At 64.7% G+C, this 14,699-nt stretch carries 15 protein-coding genes; 9 read left to right on the forward strand and 6 right to left on the reverse strand.

Translation table 11 applies throughout. The annotated features are described in order from the left end of the window. Positions 1-138: 138 nt before the first annotated feature. The 7 genes from A39O_RS0101655 (at position 139) to yihA (ending at position 6,338) form a co-directional block, all read left to right on the forward strand. On the forward strand, positions 139-501 hold the full coding sequence (locus A39O_RS0101655) for a hypothetical protein (protein WP_020502980.1): 363 nt from the start codon (positions 139-141) through the stop codon (positions 499-501). A gap of 74 nt (positions 502-575) precedes the next feature. Further along, positions 576-1,829 (forward strand): 6-phosphofructokinase, encoded by a 1,254-nt coding sequence (locus A39O_RS0101660; protein WP_020502981.1) that lies wholly within the window; start codon positions 576-578, stop codon positions 1,827-1,829. A 69-nt stretch (positions 1,830-1,898) separates the two neighbouring features. Beyond that, a complete protein-coding gene (locus A39O_RS0101665; RefSeq protein WP_020502982.1) occupies positions 1,899-2,126 on the forward strand; it encodes a hypothetical protein in 228 nt (75 codons plus the stop codon). A gap of 38 nt (positions 2,127-2,164) precedes the next feature. Then, positions 2,165-4,189: a sodium-translocating pyrophosphatase gene (locus tag A39O_RS0101670; RefSeq protein WP_020502983.1), complete on the forward strand. Its 2,025-nt coding sequence runs from the start codon at positions 2,165-2,167 to the stop codon at positions 4,187-4,189. Positions 4,190-4,607: 418 nt separating this feature from the next. Beyond that, a complete protein-coding gene (gene ppa / locus A39O_RS0101680; protein WP_020502985.1) occupies positions 4,608-5,156 on the forward strand; it encodes an inorganic diphosphatase in 549 nt (182 codons plus the stop codon). A gap of 22 nt (positions 5,157-5,178) precedes the next feature. After that, positions 5,179-5,688, forward strand: a complete 510-nt coding sequence (gene moaC / locus A39O_RS0101685) for a cyclic pyranopterin monophosphate synthase MoaC (protein WP_020502986.1) — start codon at positions 5,179-5,181, stop codon at positions 5,686-5,688. Next, the gene (gene yihA, locus A39O_RS0101690; RefSeq protein WP_020502987.1) at positions 5,688-6,338 is read left to right on the forward strand and encodes a ribosome biogenesis GTP-binding protein YihA/YsxC; all 651 of its coding nucleotides are present in this window, start codon (positions 5,688-5,690) and stop codon (positions 6,336-6,338) included. The genes moaC and yihA overlap by 1 nt, the downstream gene beginning before the upstream one ends. Positions 6,339-6,410: 72 nt before the next feature. On the opposite strand, the gene A39O_RS42010 is transcribed toward yihA, so the two are convergent. Then, the gene (locus A39O_RS42010) at positions 6,411-7,259 is read right to left on the reverse strand and encodes a hypothetical protein (RefSeq protein ID WP_051088748.1); all 849 of its coding nucleotides are present in this window, start codon (positions 7,257-7,259) and stop codon (positions 6,411-6,413) included. A gap of 225 nt (positions 7,260-7,484) precedes the next feature. Between A39O_RS42010 and A39O_RS0101700 the strand changes: the two genes are divergently transcribed. Together A39O_RS0101700 and A39O_RS0101705 are read left to right on the forward strand one after the other, a co-directional pair. Beyond that, on the forward strand, positions 7,485-8,969 hold the full coding sequence (locus tag A39O_RS0101700) for a phosphomannomutase (protein ID WP_020502988.1): 1,485 nt from the start codon (positions 7,485-7,487) through the stop codon (positions 8,967-8,969). A gap of 202 nt (positions 8,970-9,171) precedes the next feature. Next, complete coding sequence (locus A39O_RS0101705) at positions 9,172-9,384, forward strand: cysteine-rich CWC family protein (RefSeq protein ID WP_040526863.1); 213 nt, start codon at positions 9,172-9,174, stop codon at positions 9,382-9,384. Here the strand turns inward: A39O_RS0101705 and hepT are convergent. The 5 genes from hepT to A39O_RS0101730 all read right to left on the reverse strand — a co-directional run bounded on the left by hepT (position 9,381) and on the right by A39O_RS0101730 (position 14,689). Next, positions 9,381-9,821 (reverse strand): type VII toxin-antitoxin system HepT family RNase toxin, encoded by a 441-nt coding sequence (hepT, locus tag A39O_RS40170; protein WP_020502990.1) that lies wholly within the window; start codon positions 9,819-9,821, stop codon positions 9,381-9,383. The genes A39O_RS0101705 and hepT overlap by 4 nt on opposite strands. After that, positions 9,818-10,228 (reverse strand): type VII toxin-antitoxin system MntA family adenylyltransferase antitoxin, encoded by a 411-nt coding sequence (gene mntA / locus A39O_RS40175; protein ID WP_020502991.1) that lies wholly within the window; start codon positions 10,226-10,228, stop codon positions 9,818-9,820. The genes hepT and mntA overlap by 4 nt, the downstream gene beginning before the upstream one ends. Before the next feature lie 101 nt (positions 10,229-10,329). Then, entirely contained in the window at positions 10,330-11,007 is a 678-nt protein-coding gene (locus A39O_RS0101720; protein ID WP_020502992.1) for a 3'-5' exonuclease, read from the reverse strand. A gap of 11 nt (positions 11,008-11,018) precedes the next feature. Then, positions 11,019-12,884, reverse strand: a complete 1,866-nt coding sequence (locus A39O_RS0101725; RefSeq protein WP_020502993.1) for a putative nucleotidyltransferase substrate binding domain-containing protein — start codon at positions 12,882-12,884, stop codon at positions 11,019-11,021. Positions 12,885-12,895: 11 nt separating this feature from the next. Beyond that, positions 12,896-14,689 carry a sodium:solute symporter family protein gene (locus A39O_RS0101730; protein ID WP_020502994.1) on the reverse strand — a complete coding sequence of 598 codons (1,794 nt, stop codon included), beginning with the start codon at positions 14,687-14,689 and terminating at the stop codon, positions 12,896-12,898. Between the last annotated feature and the right edge of the window lie 10 nt (positions 14,690-14,699).

Consider the following 14,699-nt stretch of genomic DNA (forward strand, 5'->3'; position numbering starts at 1 on the left):
AGGCTGGCGTGACGGCCGTATGACACGCGATGGTCACGCGCAGCGTCGGTTGCCGATGCCTTCGCTGCCCGGTCAGCGCCGACCGCGCTGGTAGGCTGTGACCCGACCCCCTGGTTTCGTTCCGAGTGTTGAGATTCTATGGCTTCAGTTCCGGACATCACCGACACCGAACGCTGGGTCATCCAGACGACCCTGCGGGAGCGCTACGGGCGGGAACCCGCGTATCAACTGGCGGATGCCGATATCCGGCTGCACGCTGCCGATCGGGAGCTGACAACCTGCCCCGTGTTCTTCTGGCAAGCCGACGACGGCTGCAGTTTCGTTTTGTTCAAGACTGGCGAGCAGCACTACCGCTGTCAGTTTTTCTATAAACCTTACAAGCAGATGGGCACGGGCATCGAGGAGTACGACGACTTGGCCGAGTGTGCCGTAGCGATTCTGCAGGCCCAGGCCGACTATGCGGCTGAACAACGCGGCGATCTGCCGTCCGCCGGTCCTTGAGTGATGAGACCAACGATCAAGGCCCGGGCGCTGCAAGAACAATATTCGAGACTGAACCAAACGAGGTGAGACCAATGACCGCGAAGAATGCCTTCTATGCCCAATCCGGCGGCGTTACGGCCGTGATCAATGCCTCGGCCTGCGGCGTGATCGAGACCGCCCGTGCGCATCCGGACAAGATCGCCAATGTCTATGCCGGACGCAACGGGATCATCGGCGCGCTCACCGAGGACCTGATCGATACCAACCTGGAGGCGGCCGAGAATATCGCGGCCCTGCGCTACACGCCCTCGGGCGCGTTCGGTTCCTGCCGCTACAAGCTGAAAAGCCTGGAGGCGAACAAGCGCGAATACGAGCGCCTGATCGAGGTCTTCAAGGCGCATGACATCGGCTATTTCTTCTACAACGGCGGCGGCGACTCGGCCGACACCTGCTTCAAGGTGTCGCAACTCTCCGCCACCCTGGGCTACCCGGTCCAGGCCATCCATGTGCCGAAGACGGTCGACAACGATCTGCCGATCACCGACAACTGCCCCGGTTTCGGGTCGGTCGCCAAGTACATCGCCACCTCGACGCTCGAGGCCTCGATCGACGTGCGCTCGATGTGCGCCACCTCCACCAAGATCTTCGTGATCGAGGTGATGGGGCGTCATGCCGGCTGGATCGCCGCCGCCGGCGCCCTGGTGGCCGATCAGGGCATTCCGGTCGTCACCCTGTTCCCGGAGGTGGAGTTCGATCAAAAGCGGTTCCTGGCCGCGGTCAAGGCCAAGGTGGCAGCCCATGGGTATTGCACCATCTGTGTCTCCGAGGGCTGTCACTGGCCCGACGGCCGTTTCCTGGCCGAGCAGGGCACGCGCGACGCCTTCGGCCACGCCCAACTCGGCGGGGCCGCCCCGGTGGTCGCCAACATGATCAAGGAGGCCATGGGTCTGAAATTCCACTGGGCGGTGGCGGACTATCTCCAGCGGGCGGCCCGCCATTTGGCGTCCAAGTCGGACGTGGAGCAGGCTTACGCACTGGGCAAGGCGGCGGTGGAGTACGCCATCGCCGGCCACGGCTCCATCATGCCCACGGTGGTGCGCAAGTCCTCGTCCCCCTATGTCTGGGAGATCGGCCAGGCGCCTCTGTCGGCGGTGGCGAATGTCGAGAAGTTCATGCCCAAGGATTACATTTCCGAGGACGGTTTCGGCATCACCGACAAGTGCCGCGAGTATCTGTATCCGCTCATTCAAGGGGAGGACTACCCGCCTTACGAGAACGGCCTGCCCAAGTATGTCACCCTGACGAACGCTCCGGTCGCCCGCCGGCTCGGTGCCTTCCAACTGTGACATGCCTGGTTGGCAGGGGGTCACTGCCTCCTGCCGAGGCCCGGCTTGCATCATAAGAAAAGGCCCGCTATGACCCTCGACCAGGCGCGTGACTTGATCCAGACCCAGTTGCAGTTCGGCGGCGGCTATAACCGCAACGCTGTAAGGCTTATGCTGGGAGAGATCGGTCGCGCGCACGGCCAGGGGGCCGTGGACGGGCTGATCCGGGAACTGGGGCTTGAGGCCGCCTTTGGTCTGAAGCCCGGAACCGATTTCAGCGGGGTCGGCCGCCCGCCGGGGCCAAATCCGCAAACCTAGCCCATTTCAGGGTTTAATGATCGAGGAGTCACGTCACTATGTCATCGTTCGGTACGACTTTTGCCATCCTGTGCGCCCTGGTGGCGATCGGGTATGGCCTCTGGTCAGTCAAGTGGATACTCGCGTTGCCCGACGGCACCGCGCGGATGCGCGAGATTGCCGCCGCCATTCAAGAGGGTGCCCAGGCCTATCTCAATCGCCAGTACACCACCATCGCCATGGTCGGCGGTGCGCTCGCCGTCCTCATCCTGCTCTTTCTGGGCTGGGAGACCGCGCTCGGCTTCGTGATCGGTGCGGTGCTCTCCGGGGCCACCGGCTACATCGGCATGTACATCTCAGTGCGCTCCAACGTGCGCACCGCGCAGGCCGCCCATAACGGCCTTGACGCCGCCCTGCAGGTCGCCTTCCGTGGCGGCGCCATCACCGGTCTGCTCGTGGTCGGTCTGGGGCTCTTGGGCGTCGCCGGCTATTACGCCCTGCTGGGCGGTGCCGATCCGCTCAAACAGGACGCCATCCTGCACGCCTTGGTCGGTCTGGGCTTCGGCGGCTCCTTGATCTCGATTTTCGCCCGGTTGGGCGGCGGCATCTTCACCAAGGGCGCCGACGTGGGCGCTGACCTGGTGGGCAAGGTCGAGGCCGGCATCCCGGAGGATGATCCACGCAACCCGGCGGTCATCGCCGACAACGTGGGCGACAACGTGGGCGACTGCGCCGGTATGGCCGCGGACCTCTTCGAGACCTATGCGGTGACCACGGTCGCCACCATGCTGCTCGGCTGGCTCCTGATCAAGGACACCAACGCGGTCGTCTTTCCGCTGGTCCTGGGCGGCGTGTCCATCATCGCTTCGGTCGTCGGCACCTTCTTCGTCAAGGCGAAGGAAGGCGAGAAGATCATGAACGCCCTCTATCGCGGCCTGATCGTGGCCGGCGGCATCGCCGCGGTGGCCTTCCTGCCACTGACCTTCCTGTTCAACCCGATCGGCAGCGGCGAGTATGCCGCGGCCCACAGCAACTTTTCCCTGTACCTGGCCGCCCTGGTGGGTCTGGGCCTGACCGGACTGCTGGTGGTCATCACCGAGTATTACACCGCCACCGAGTACGCCCCGGTGCGTCACATCGCCGCCGCCTCCCAGACCGGTCATGCCACCAACATCATCGCCGGCCTGGGTGTGTCCATGAAGGCGACCGCCGCCCCGGTGCTGGTCATCTGCCTGGCGATCCTGACCTCCTACTGGCTCGGCGGGCTCTACGGCATCGCCATCGCGGCGACCGCCATGCTCTCCATGACCGGCATCATCGTGGCCCTGGACGCCTATGGCCCGATCACCGACAACGCCGGCGGCATCGCCGAGATGGCCAAGATGGACGAGAAGATCCGCGCCATCACCGACCCGCTGGACGCCGTCGGCAACACCACCAAGGCCGTCACCAAGGGCTATGCCATCGGCTCCGCCGGTCTGGCGGCCCTGGTCCTGTTCGCCGACTACACCCACGCGCTGGGCGGCAACACGGAGTTCAGTCTGAATGACCCCATGGTCATCATCGGGCTCTTCATCGGCGGCATGGTGCCCTATCTGTTCGGCGCCATGGCCATGGAGGCGGTCGGTCGCGCGGCCGGCGGCATCGTGAACGAGGTTCGTCGTCAGTTCCGCGAGATGCCTGGGATCATGGCCGGCACCCAGAAGCCGGATTATTCCCGCGCCGTGGACATGCTGACCAAGGACGCCATCCGCGAGATGCTGATTCCCTCCCTGCTGCCGGTGGGCCTGCCCATCCTGGTCGGCCTGATCTTAGGCCCCATCGCCCTGGGCGGCATGCTGATCGGCACCATCGTCACCGGTCTCTTCGTGGCCATCTCCATGACCGCCGGCGGCGGTGCCTGGGACAATGCCAAGAAGTATATCGAGGACGGCAACTTCGGCGGCAAGGGGTCCGAGACCCACAAGGCGGCGGTCACCGGTGACACGGTCGGCGACCCCTACAAGGACACCGCCGGCCCGGCCGTGAACCCGCTGATCAAGATCATCAACATCGTGGCACTGCTGATCGTGCCCTTGTTGTAATTGATCCTGTTGTCAGCGATCCTGCGGTTCGGGGTGCTCTGCGCCCCGGACAACGCAGTCGGCGTCGGCAGTACTGCCGACGCCCTTCAGAGGCCCGCGAGGGCCTTTTTTCTTTCTACCCGGAAAAAGGCAGTTCTCACACAAAGACACTAAGATCACAAAGATATTTAACGCGATGGGTTGGTTTAGCAGGTCCTTCGCGCGATTATCGGCCCGACGTTTTCAGTGATCTGTTTTTCTTCGTGTTCTTTGTGTCTTTGTGTGAGCAATTGCCGGATCCGGGATGATCGGAAGCGGGATTTTACGGGGTCTTCTGGCATACAATTAGAAGGCTTGGCGCCGGGGCAGTGCCCGTGCGGGTCCTGCGCCTTGTTGTGCCTTTCCCAATCATCCGTTTCAGTTCCCACGAGGTCGAGTCATGGATCTTTCGAAGGTCTCCCGCGGCGCTAATGTTCCAAATGAAATCAATGTCATCATTGAGATTCCGTCGCATTCCGACCCGGTCAAGTACGAGATGGATAAGACTACCGGGGCCATGTTCGTGGACCGCTTCATGTCTACCGCCATGCACTATCCCTGCAACTACGGCTATGTGCCCCACACCCTGTCTTCCGACGGTGACCCGGTCGACGTGCTGGTCATGACGCCCTACCCACTGATCTCGGGCTCGGTCATCAAGTGTCGTCCGGTCGGTGTGCTGACCATGACGGATGAGTCGGGCGATGACGCCAAGATCCTGGCCCTGCCGATCGATAAGCTCTACAAGGGCTTCCGCAACGTCGAGAGTTTCCGCGACCTGCCGGTGCATATGCTCGATCAGATCGCTCACTTTTTTGAGCATTACAAGGACCTGGATGAGGGCAAGTGGGTCCGCGTCGGTGGCTGGGGCGGGGTGGATGAAGCGCGCGCCGAGATCATGGCCAGCGTGAAGATGTTCGAGGAAGCCCCGGAGAAGCCGGCGTTCTAAGGCGATTCTTGTCATCTTCGCAATGTCCCAACTGACGCACTTCAATGCCGCGGGCGAGGCCCACATGGTGGATGTAGCCGCCAAGGCGGTCACCCGCCGGGTGGCGGTCGCGGAGGGCTCGATCCGGATGCTGCCGGCCACCCTGGCCCTGATCGCCGCGGGTGGGCACAAGAAGGGGGATGTGCTCGGCGTTGCCCGCATCGCCGGGATCATGGGCGCCAAGCGGACCGCGGATTTGGTGCCGCTGTGCCACCCGCTGGCGTTGACTGGGGTGGAGATCGCGTTCGAGGTCCACACCGCGGCAGCGGCTGTCTATTGCCGTGCCAGGGTTGAGACCACCGGCCAAACCGGCGTCGAAATGGAGGCGCTGTGCGCTGTCCAGATCAGCCTGTTGACGGTTTACGACATGTGCAAAGCGGTGGACCGCGGGATGACCATCGAACAGGTGCGTCTGCTTGAAAAGGCCGGCGGCACATCGGGTGCCTGGTCGCGGTCCGCCGACGCAACCGGCGCGACCGAGGTGACTGTCTGATGAATGCATTCTATCAAGGCGCGCAGTTTCTGACTGCCGCCACACGGTTCGACCAGGCGCCCGAGGATCTGGGGCGCGAGGTGGTCTTCGCCGGCCGCTCCAATGCCGGCAAGTCCAGTGCCATCAACGCCATTTGCCATCAACGCGCGCTCGCGCGGACCAGCAAGACGCCGGGCCGCACCCAGCAGTTGATCTTTTTTCGCTTGGACGACGAGCGCCGACTGGTGGACCTGCCGGGCTATGGCTACGCGCGGGTTTCGGAATCCATCAAACTCGAGTGGCAGGCGCATATGGCAGAGTTTCTCGAACGCCGTCGAGCACTCGCCGGCCTGGTCATCGTGATGGATATCCGTCATCCGCTGACGGACTATGACCGGCAGATGTTGGCCTGGGGGCGCCGTGCCGACCTGCCGGTGCTGCTGCTCCTCACCAAAGCCGATAAACTCAAGCGCGGGGCGGTGCTTGCCGCGCAACTCGGCGTGGCGCGTGAGACGGCCGCGGCGGACGGGCAGGTTCTGGTGCTGACCTTCTCGGCCACCGAGCGGACCGGCGTTGAGTCGGTGCAGGCGGTGCTGGACCACTGGCTCGGGGTGGCCGGGTTGTCGGATGGCGAAGCGAATCCGGATTCGGTCGCGAACGAAGGCGAATGAACCTGAACAGAGCGGTCAGCGCTGGCCGCTCGTTGCGGGCCGCGGACCCGGGCGGGCCCGCGACCCGCTGGATCAGTGGCCCTGTGGCGGGGGCGGTGCTTGCTCCATACCCCCGCCGGCATCGGGCATGACCGGCGGTGCCATCGGGACCTGCCCCTCCTGATAGCCGCCGTATCCCGGATAGCCGCCTTGAGGACCATAGCCATAACCGCCTTGGGGCATCTGTCCACGTGGACCCATCGGCGGCATGGGGCCGTTCATGCCCGGCATTCCGGGGCCGCCGCGGCCGAAGACCGCCCGCGCCGCTTCCACTTGTTCGGGGGTCAGTTCATCGATGGTCTTGCGGTATTTCTCGAACTGTTCCTGGGCGGCCTTATAGCGTTGTTCGGCTTCGGCCCAGGGCGGGGAGTCCGGCATCTCGATCCCGCGCTCGGCCGCGCGCGTGCGCATCTCCTGCCAATGCGCTTCCCGAGCGGCCTTGCGTTCTTCCGGTGTCATCTTCTGCATCTTCTCGCGCATGGCTTCCCGCTGAGCGCGCATCGCGCTCATTTCCTCGGGTGTCATTCCGGCGCCCTGAGGCGGCATCTCAGGCATCCGCGGCAGGTCGGAGCCGGCCGTCGCGCCGGCCCAGGGCGGTGTTGCGGGCAAGTCCACGCCGATCTCGGCGGCCCGCGCGCGCAATTCCTCGTAGCGCTTGACGCGCTCCGCATCCAGCTCCGCGCGGCGGGCCTCGGACTTGGCACGGGCGGTGTCCATTGCGCTCGGCGCGGCAGCGGGCATGGGGGCTGCAGGTGTCTGGGCGACCGGGGCCGGAGCGGCCGGCGCCGCGGGCGGTTGCTGCGCCAGGACCACACCCTGGCTCAGGGCCAGGGTCAGTGCGGCCGCGGACGCGATTGACAGGACTCGGGGGATAGCGAACATGCGGAGGTCTCCAGGAGTGTTTGAGTGTTTGCGAATCGATTGACGTGCTTCAGTGCGCGGGAGGACGGTGTCGGCAGCGCCTTGTGCTCTCGCGTGCTCCATGGCGGGGACCGGGTGCAGTGGCATACTCGCCCCCCGCCGGGTGCGTCGCGGCCGACCCTGACTTGCCCGCCCGCGGGCTGTAACCGTCCTCGCCGCAAGGTAAGGGCGCAAGCGAGGTTTTTCATGTATATCGGCGATCTGATGAACGAGAGCGGGGTTGGGTTCGGGACCAGCGGTGCCCGCGGACTCGCGGCGGCGATGACCGACCAGGTCTGTTACGCCTACACGGCGGGGTTCCTGGGCTATCTGCTCGCCGCGGGGGCCGTGCGGCCGGGTGTGGATGTCGGTCTGGCCGGCGATTTACGGCCCAGCACCGGGCGCATTCTGGCCGCTTGTGCCCGCGCCGTTCGCGATCTGGGTTGTCAGCCGCGCCACTTCGGCCGCATCCCCAGTCCCGCGGTGGCCGCCTGGGGGATTGCCCACGGCTGCCCGTCGCTGATGGTGACGGGCAGTCATATCCCGGATGACCGCAACGGGATCAAGTTCAACCTGCCGACCGGCGAAGTGCTCAAGGCCGACGAGGCAGGCATCCGCGCCCAAGCGGTGACGCTTCCGGCGGGGCTGTTCGACGCGGCCGGGACGCTCGCGGATGGGGCGCCGTCCGCTTTGCCGATCGCGGAGTCGGCGGCCTATGATGACTATGTGCGGCGCTATCTGGATTTTTTTCCGGCCGGCTGTCTGCGCGGTTGGCGGATCGGCAGTTATGAACACTCCAGCGTCGCGCGCGAGGCTTACTGGGACATTCTGACCGGGCTGGGTGCCCAGGTGACGCGTCTGGGTTTCGCCGAGCGGTTCATTCCAGTCGATACCGAGGCGATCCGCCCTGAGGATGTGACCCTGGCCCGTGATTGGGCGGCGGGCGGGGCCTTCGATGCACTGGTGTCAGCCGACGGCGACGGTGACCGGCCGCTGGTGGCCGACGCCGCCGGTACCTGGCTGCGCGGTGACATCGCGGGCATCCTGTGCGCGCGCCAACTCGGGGTCAGCGCGGTCGCGACCCCGGTGAGCAGCAACACCGCGGTTGAGCGCTGCGGCGCCTTTGCCCAGGTGTTACGCACCCGGATCGGTTCGCCCTTCGTGATCGAGGGAATGCGGCAACTGCGGGCTCAGGGGCTGGCCCCGGTCGCGGGTTACGAGGCCAACGGCGGATTCCTGCTGGAGACCCCGATCCGGTGCGAGGGTCGCACCCTGGCCGCCCTGCCGACCCGTGACGCGGTCCTGGTCGCACTCAGTCTCCTCCAGGCCGCCGCGCAGCAGGGCCGGAGCCTGTCGGCCCTGGCCGAGGATCTGCCCGGGCGTTTTACCCACAGCGACCGCATCCGGGATTTCCCGACCGCGGTCAGCCAGGCGCACATTGCGGCCCTGACCAGTGGTGATATGGCGCATGACATCCAGGCCGTGGAAGCGCTGTTTGGCCGCCATTTCGGCCCGGTGTTCGGGATTGACTGCACCGACGGGCTGCGCATCACCTTCACCAGCGGGGAGATCGCCCACCTGCGCCCGTCCGGCAATGCGCCTGAACTGCGTGCTTACACCGAGGCTGACAGCCCGGAGCGAGCGGCGCGGATGAACGCCATCTGTCTGGAGGTGTTGGGGGGATGGCGATAACTGTGAAAATAACCTGGCGATCTTGTGGGAGCGGCCTCCGGCCGCGATGGGGCCATCGTGAACTCCGACGCTGCGAGATCCGGCGAGCCCCCATCGCGGCCGGAGGCCGCTCCCACGGGCGATGCCCATCGTGTGGGTGTGCCATCGTCTTCAACGCCGAACGCGCGGCGTGCCGCAGCGTTGTCAGAGGACTTTGAAGACCATGGCCGAGTGTTGGATCAAACACGAGGTCAAGACCTGCCCGCGCTGTGGCCGGGTGTTCGAGTGCAAGCTCAACAATCCGGTGCATTGTGAGTGCGCCCAAGTTCACTTGTCCGAGGAGACCCTGCTGCGCATTCAGGAGCAGTATCGCGACTGTCTGTGTTTGTCTTGTCTGACCGCGTTGGCGAACGAGACGCCTGTAGGTGCGACTTAAGTTGTTGCTGTTCCAGCCCCTGCCAGCCAGTGCACCACGTCTTGAACGAATGCACCGAGGTCCGCGGGGATCCGCTGAAGGTGGTCGTAGACCTGGCCAACGTCGAGTTCGAGGTAGCCGTGGACCAGGATGTTGCGGAAACGGCCAAAGCCTCGCAAACGGGCACGGGTGTGGGCGGAAATAACGCCGGTCTCCAAGAGTGCGTCCAGACCCTGCTCATTGGTTTCCGGAAAGCGGTCGAAGTGCCCGGCGAGGATGTGGTTGGTAATGTCCAATGCCGCCTCTGCCGCGAGTTGGATGCCGCGCTCGGCGGCCCAGTGGGTGCGGAAATCGGCGATGAATGCCTCGCGGGGGATCGCCGCCAAGGGCTCCAACCGACGAATGGTCTCGTCGAGTTTTTTCAGGCGTTGTTCGACGACGCGGGGTTCCAGTGTCACGCTGCTGTCCGCCGTGCACAGAGCGCGCTGAATTGGACCCGGCGACGGTAGGCGGAGTCCTGGTATTCGCGCATGGCAGCAAGCTCGAAGCGATTGACCAGCGATTGATCGCGGGCGAACAGCAGGTGTCCGGATTTGATGACCTGGAACTTGAGCACGGGGCCGGCCTGGTGGAGATCGATCAGGTCGACCGCGTCGTTGGCAATGAGGTCGGTGATGTCGGCTCCCAGTTCCAGCAGACGCCGCAAGCCCAGCGGTTGCGCCGCCAGCACTGCGAGATCGAGATCGCGCGGATTCCGGCATGTGGGGTCCGTCTGGGAGCCGAAGCAATAACCCGCCGCCAGCTCCGGCGCGTCGCGCAGGAGATTGGTCAGTCTCGCGAAATCGGTGTCATCCAGTTTGCGCATCGGACGATGGGACGGTTGCAAAGGTTGAATCGAACAGGCGACGGTCAAGTTGTCAGATTACGCCAGGCGCCACGCCGGCTCAAGCCGTCAGCCGGTCCGACTCACCAGAGGAACTCCTTGAGCGGCAGCCCCTGGCCGTTGTCACGGTAAGCCGCTTGGGCCAGGAAGAGTTCGGCGGCGGCCAGCGCGTCGCTGAGCGCGTTGTGGGCGCCGTAACGCGGCAGGTTGAAGCGCTCGCCGAGTGAGTGCAGACGCAGATCCGACGCCTTGAAGGCGGTTTGGCGCCGCTCGAAGGTCCGGTGGGCAAGCACCTGGGTATCCACCACCTGCACCGGCAGCCCGCCGCCCCATAACCGGCGGCAGGCGTTGCCCAGGAAACCGCATTCGATGCTGGCATGGTGAGCGATCAGGACCTTGCCCGCCAGCACGTCCAACAGTTCAACCATCACGTCGATGAGCTCCAGACCGCGGGCGGATTGGTCGTCCGTAATCTGATGGATCACGGCGCTGGCTTCCGGAATGGAACGGTCGATCCGCACCACCCGGTGGCAGGTGCTGCTCAGATCGATGCGGTTGCCGTGCAAGACGACATAGCCGACGCTCAGGATCAGATCGCGGGACGCATCCAGTCCGGTCGTCTCCAGGTCGATCGCCACAAAGTCGGTGGTTCGATAGTCCTGGCCCTTGGGCGGCAGCGGTCGCGCCAGATAGTCGCGCAGCGGACAGGGCAGGGTCCGCCGCAACTGCCAGCGTCGGCGCCAGTCGAGCGGGGACAGCACGCCCCGGCGCCTTAGGTGAATCGGCCAGTCTGGTAACGCTGCCCGAGCGCCTCCTGCATCCTGTCGATCAGGATGAAGGCGTCCTTCAGATGTCCGCGTTCCAGGGGTGAGAGTTCGTCCGGGGAGACGAAATTGTCGGCCTTTTCACCTCGGCGCAGTTGTGCGGCCTGGTGGCGCATGCGCAGGGTTCCGATGAACTCTGCCGCGTCGGTCAGATTGGCGGCACCCTCGCGGCTCAGTGCGCCGTTTTCGGCCGCGGTGCGCAGTCGCTCCAGGGTGTTGGTTTCGGTGATGCCGCTGGATAGGGCATAGACCCGCGCCAGATCGATGATGGGGACGGTGCCCCGGTGTTTGATATCGAAGGTCTGATCGTGATCACCGCCGTGGATCAGCACAAAGTTGCGGAAGAAGCCGAGCGGCGGCCGATGCTGGATGGCGTTCGCGGTCAGATAGGCGATGAAGATCCGGCTGTTCTTCGACAAGCGCAGGACTTGGTCGTGGATCTCCTCGAACATGCCCTCCGGGTCATAGACCGGCCGCAGGTCGAAGAAGACGCTGCACAGCATTAAGGCCATGGGATCGGGGCGCTGAATCCAGGTGTTGAAATACTTCTTCCACAAACGCAGTGGCTGGCGCCACTTGGGGTTCCTGGCCATGACATCGCCGGGGCAATAGATGTAGCCGCAGGCATTGAGCCCGTCGTTGACGATGCCGGCCAGCGCGGCAAAATAGGCATCGTCTTCCGGTTTCATGTGGTCGGCGATCAGCAGCGCATTGTCCTGATCGGAGTGGGCGGACTGTTCGCGCCGGGCCTGGGAGCCCCCGACCATCCAGGCATAGGGGACCGGTGGGGGGCCTAACTCCTCCTCGGCGAACTCGATCAAGCGCAGGGTGATCGCGTCGTTGATGGCGCTGATCGCCTGGCCGACCTGATCCGCGGTGGCACCGCTGCTCACCAGATGCACCTGCAACTCGCCCAACTTGGTGCTGATCTGTACCAGGGTATCCAGGTCGCGGGCACGATGCACGTCGCCGACCAGATAGACGGCGTTGGCGCTCTGGACGCGGGTCAGGTCCGTGGTCGAGAGAATGCCCACGACGCGGCCGTGCTCCATCACCGGCAGGTGGTGGACATTCAGCCGAGTCATGGTGATCAGCGCCTGAAAGCCCAGGGTCTCGGCATCGACCGTTTGCAGCCGTTCGGTCATGATCTCGCGGACCGGCCGGTCGTAGGAAAGCCCCGCGGCGATACAGCGGCTGCGCAGGTCCCGATCCGTGATCATGCCGGCCAGCCGCTCGCCGTCCATGATCAGCAGGGAGGATGATTGTAGCTCGGACATGAGCTGTGCCGCTTTGCGGATACTGGTCTCCGGGGTCGCGGGGACGAGGATGCGGTTGACCAGGCGGCCGACGTTCACCGTCATCAGACCGGAGCCCGCGGCCGGGGTCTCGATCATCGCGTCCAGGGCGCGGCGCAGCCGGTTGGTTGCCGATTGCTCGAAGTGTTCGGCGAAGTCCATATGCTGCTCGCGCAGGGTCTGGAGGTCCTCGCAGGGCAGCAGGTAAAACAGCGCATCCTCAGCCGCGTTGCCGCGAATGCTGGGGTCGTTGGCGCCTGGTTCGCAGGGCTTGGCCCACAGATCGCCCTCGGCCAGCTTGCCGACCAGGTCGCCCTCGGGGTCACGCAATTCCACGGCCCCGCGGCGCACGATGTAAAGATACGGCTGATCCGCATCCTCCGGAGGGAAGGCGCTGCCGCGGCGCAGGTAGCGCACCGAGAGCCGTTTCGGCAAACGCTCCAGGGTTTCCGCCGGGAGCTTGTCGAAGGGTGGGTGGTTGGCCAGGAATTCCTGGATCTCAACGAGTTCAACGTCCACGCTGATCCCTCTTAGGATTGCACAACGGAGTGAGAGGCTTTGGGCAAGCGGATTTCGTCCACCAACTGCTGGATCGCCTGCGGGGGTTCGGCGCTCAGGCGGGAGACCGCATAGGCAACGCCGAAGTTGATGGCCGCGCCCAGGGCGCCGAACGCCTCCGGGGAGATCCCCAGGAACCAATTGTCCGGGAGATTGGCGGCCATCTCGGTTCCCTTGACGAAGAACCAGCCTTTGAACCAGAAGATATAGGTGAGTGTCGAGAGCAGACCCGCCAGCATTCCGAGAATGGCCCCGATCCGGTTGGCGCGCCGATCGAAGATACCCAACATCAAGGTTGGGAACAGGGAGGCCGCGGCCAGGCCGAAGGCCAGGGCCACCACTTCCGCGGCGAAGCCGGGCGGATTGATCCCCAGGTAGCCGGCGACGAAGATGGCCGCGGCCATCGCGATCCGCCCCGCCAGCAGTTCGGTCCGCTCCGAACAGGCCGGCAGGATCATGCCCTTCAGGAGATCATGCGAGATGGCCGCAGCGATGGCAAGGAGCACACCAGCGGCGGTGGACAGTGCCGCGGCCAGGCCGCCGGCCGCCACCAGGGCGATCACCCAATCGGGCAGATGGGCGATCTCCGGGTTGGCGAGGACCATGATGTCATTATCGATGGCGGTCAGTTCATTACCTTTCCAGCCAAAACCCGCGGCCTGGACGGCGAATGCGGGGTTTTGGTCGTTGTAGTATTGGATGCGGCCGTCGCCATTGCGATCCTGCCATTCCAGCAGCCCGGTCGTACGCCAGCGGTTCATCCAGTCCGGGACCCGAGCGATTTCAACGTTGGCCGCGGGCTCCCCGACCGGGCCGGTCTGGATGGTCTGCGTGAGATTCAGTCGCGCCATGGCGCCGATCGTCGGTGCGGTAGTGTAGAGAACGGCGATGAACAGAAGCGCCCAACCCGCGGAGGAGCGCGCATCCGCCACCCGCCGTACGGTGAAAAACCGGACGATGATATGGGGGAGCCCGGCGGTGCCGATCATGAGCGAAAGGGTCAGCAGGAACAGGTTGAGGGTATTGTCCTTCTGCGCCGTGAAGGCGCTGAACCCGAGATCGGTGACGACCTCATCGAGTTTATTGAGCAGGGACAGCCCGCCGTCGGCACCGTCGCGCAGATACTCCGCACCCAGGCTGAGCTGGGGTACGCCGGTATCGGTGAGTTGCAGTGAGATGAACACCGCCGGGACGGTGTAGGCGAAGACCAGCACGCAATACTGCGCGATCTGCGTGTAAGTAATGGCCTTCATGCCGCCCATCACGGCATAGAGTAAGACGATGCCCATGCCGATATAGACGCCGATTTCGAGATCGACCTCGAACAGCCGCGAGAAGGCGACGCCGACGCCCTTCATCTGGCCGATCACGTAGGTGACGGAGATGACGACCAGGCAGATGACGGCCACCAGTCGGGCCGTCTGGGAGTAGTAGCGTTCGCCGATGAACTCCGGCACCGTGAACTTGCCGAACTTGCGCAAATAGGGCGCGAGCAGCAGGGCGAGCAGCACATAGCCGCCGGTCCATCCCAGCAGGTACGCCGAGGCGTCATAACCCGCGAAGGCGATCAGACCGGCCATCGAGATGAAAGAGGCGGCGGATATCCAGTCAGCGGCGGTTGCCAGCCCGTTGGCGATCGGGTGGACCCGCTGGCCGGCCACATAGAAGTCGCGTGTGGAGCCGGCGCGTGACCAGAAGGCGATGGCGATATAGACGGCGACCGAACCGCCGACGATGAGCCATAGCCAAATCTGTAATGATGTCATGGCAGCGATT

Source organism: Lamprocystis purpurea DSM 4197 (assembly GCF_000379525.1).
Classification (GTDB): Bacteria; Pseudomonadota; Gammaproteobacteria; order Chromatiales; family Chromatiaceae; genus Thiodictyon; species Thiodictyon purpureum.

What these genes read in the sequence shown, in the direction of transcription:
- A39O_RS0101655 (WP_020502980.1), top strand. Translation starts at nt 139, where the DNA reads ATGGCTTCAGTTCCGGACATCACCGACACCGAACGCTGGGTCATCCAG.
- A39O_RS0101660 (WP_020502981.1), top strand. Translation starts at nt 576, where the DNA reads ATGACCGCGAAGAATGCCTTCTATGCCCAATCCGGCGGCGTTACGGCC.
- A39O_RS0101665 (WP_020502982.1), top strand. Translation starts at nt 1,899, where the DNA reads ATGACCCTCGACCAGGCGCGTGACTTGATCCAGACCCAGTTGCAGTTC.
- A39O_RS0101670 (WP_020502983.1), top strand. Translation starts at nt 2,165, where the DNA reads ATGTCATCGTTCGGTACGACTTTTGCCATCCTGTGCGCCCTGGTGGCG.
- ppa (WP_020502985.1), top strand. Translation starts at nt 4,608, where the DNA reads ATGGATCTTTCGAAGGTCTCCCGCGGCGCTAATGTTCCAAATGAAATC.
- moaC (WP_020502986.1), top strand. Translation starts at nt 5,179, where the DNA reads ATGTCCCAACTGACGCACTTCAATGCCGCGGGCGAGGCCCACATGGTG.
- yihA (WP_020502987.1), top strand. Translation starts at nt 5,688, where the DNA reads ATGAATGCATTCTATCAAGGCGCGCAGTTTCTGACTGCCGCCACACGG.
- A39O_RS42010 (WP_051088748.1), bottom strand. Translation starts at nt 7,259, where the DNA reads ATGTTCGCTATCCCCCGAGTCCTGTCAATCGCGTCCGCGGCCGCACTG.
- A39O_RS0101700 (WP_020502988.1), top strand. Translation starts at nt 7,485, where the DNA reads ATGTATATCGGCGATCTGATGAACGAGAGCGGGGTTGGGTTCGGGACC.
- A39O_RS0101705 (WP_040526863.1), top strand. Translation starts at nt 9,172, where the DNA reads ATGGCCGAGTGTTGGATCAAACACGAGGTCAAGACCTGCCCGCGCTGT.
- mntA (WP_020502991.1), bottom strand. Translation starts at nt 10,228, where the DNA reads ATGCGCAAACTGGATGACACCGATTTCGCGAGACTGACCAATCTCCTG.
- A39O_RS0101730 (WP_020502994.1), bottom strand. Translation starts at nt 14,689, where the DNA reads ATGACATCATTACAGATTTGGCTATGGCTCATCGTCGGCGGTTCGGTC.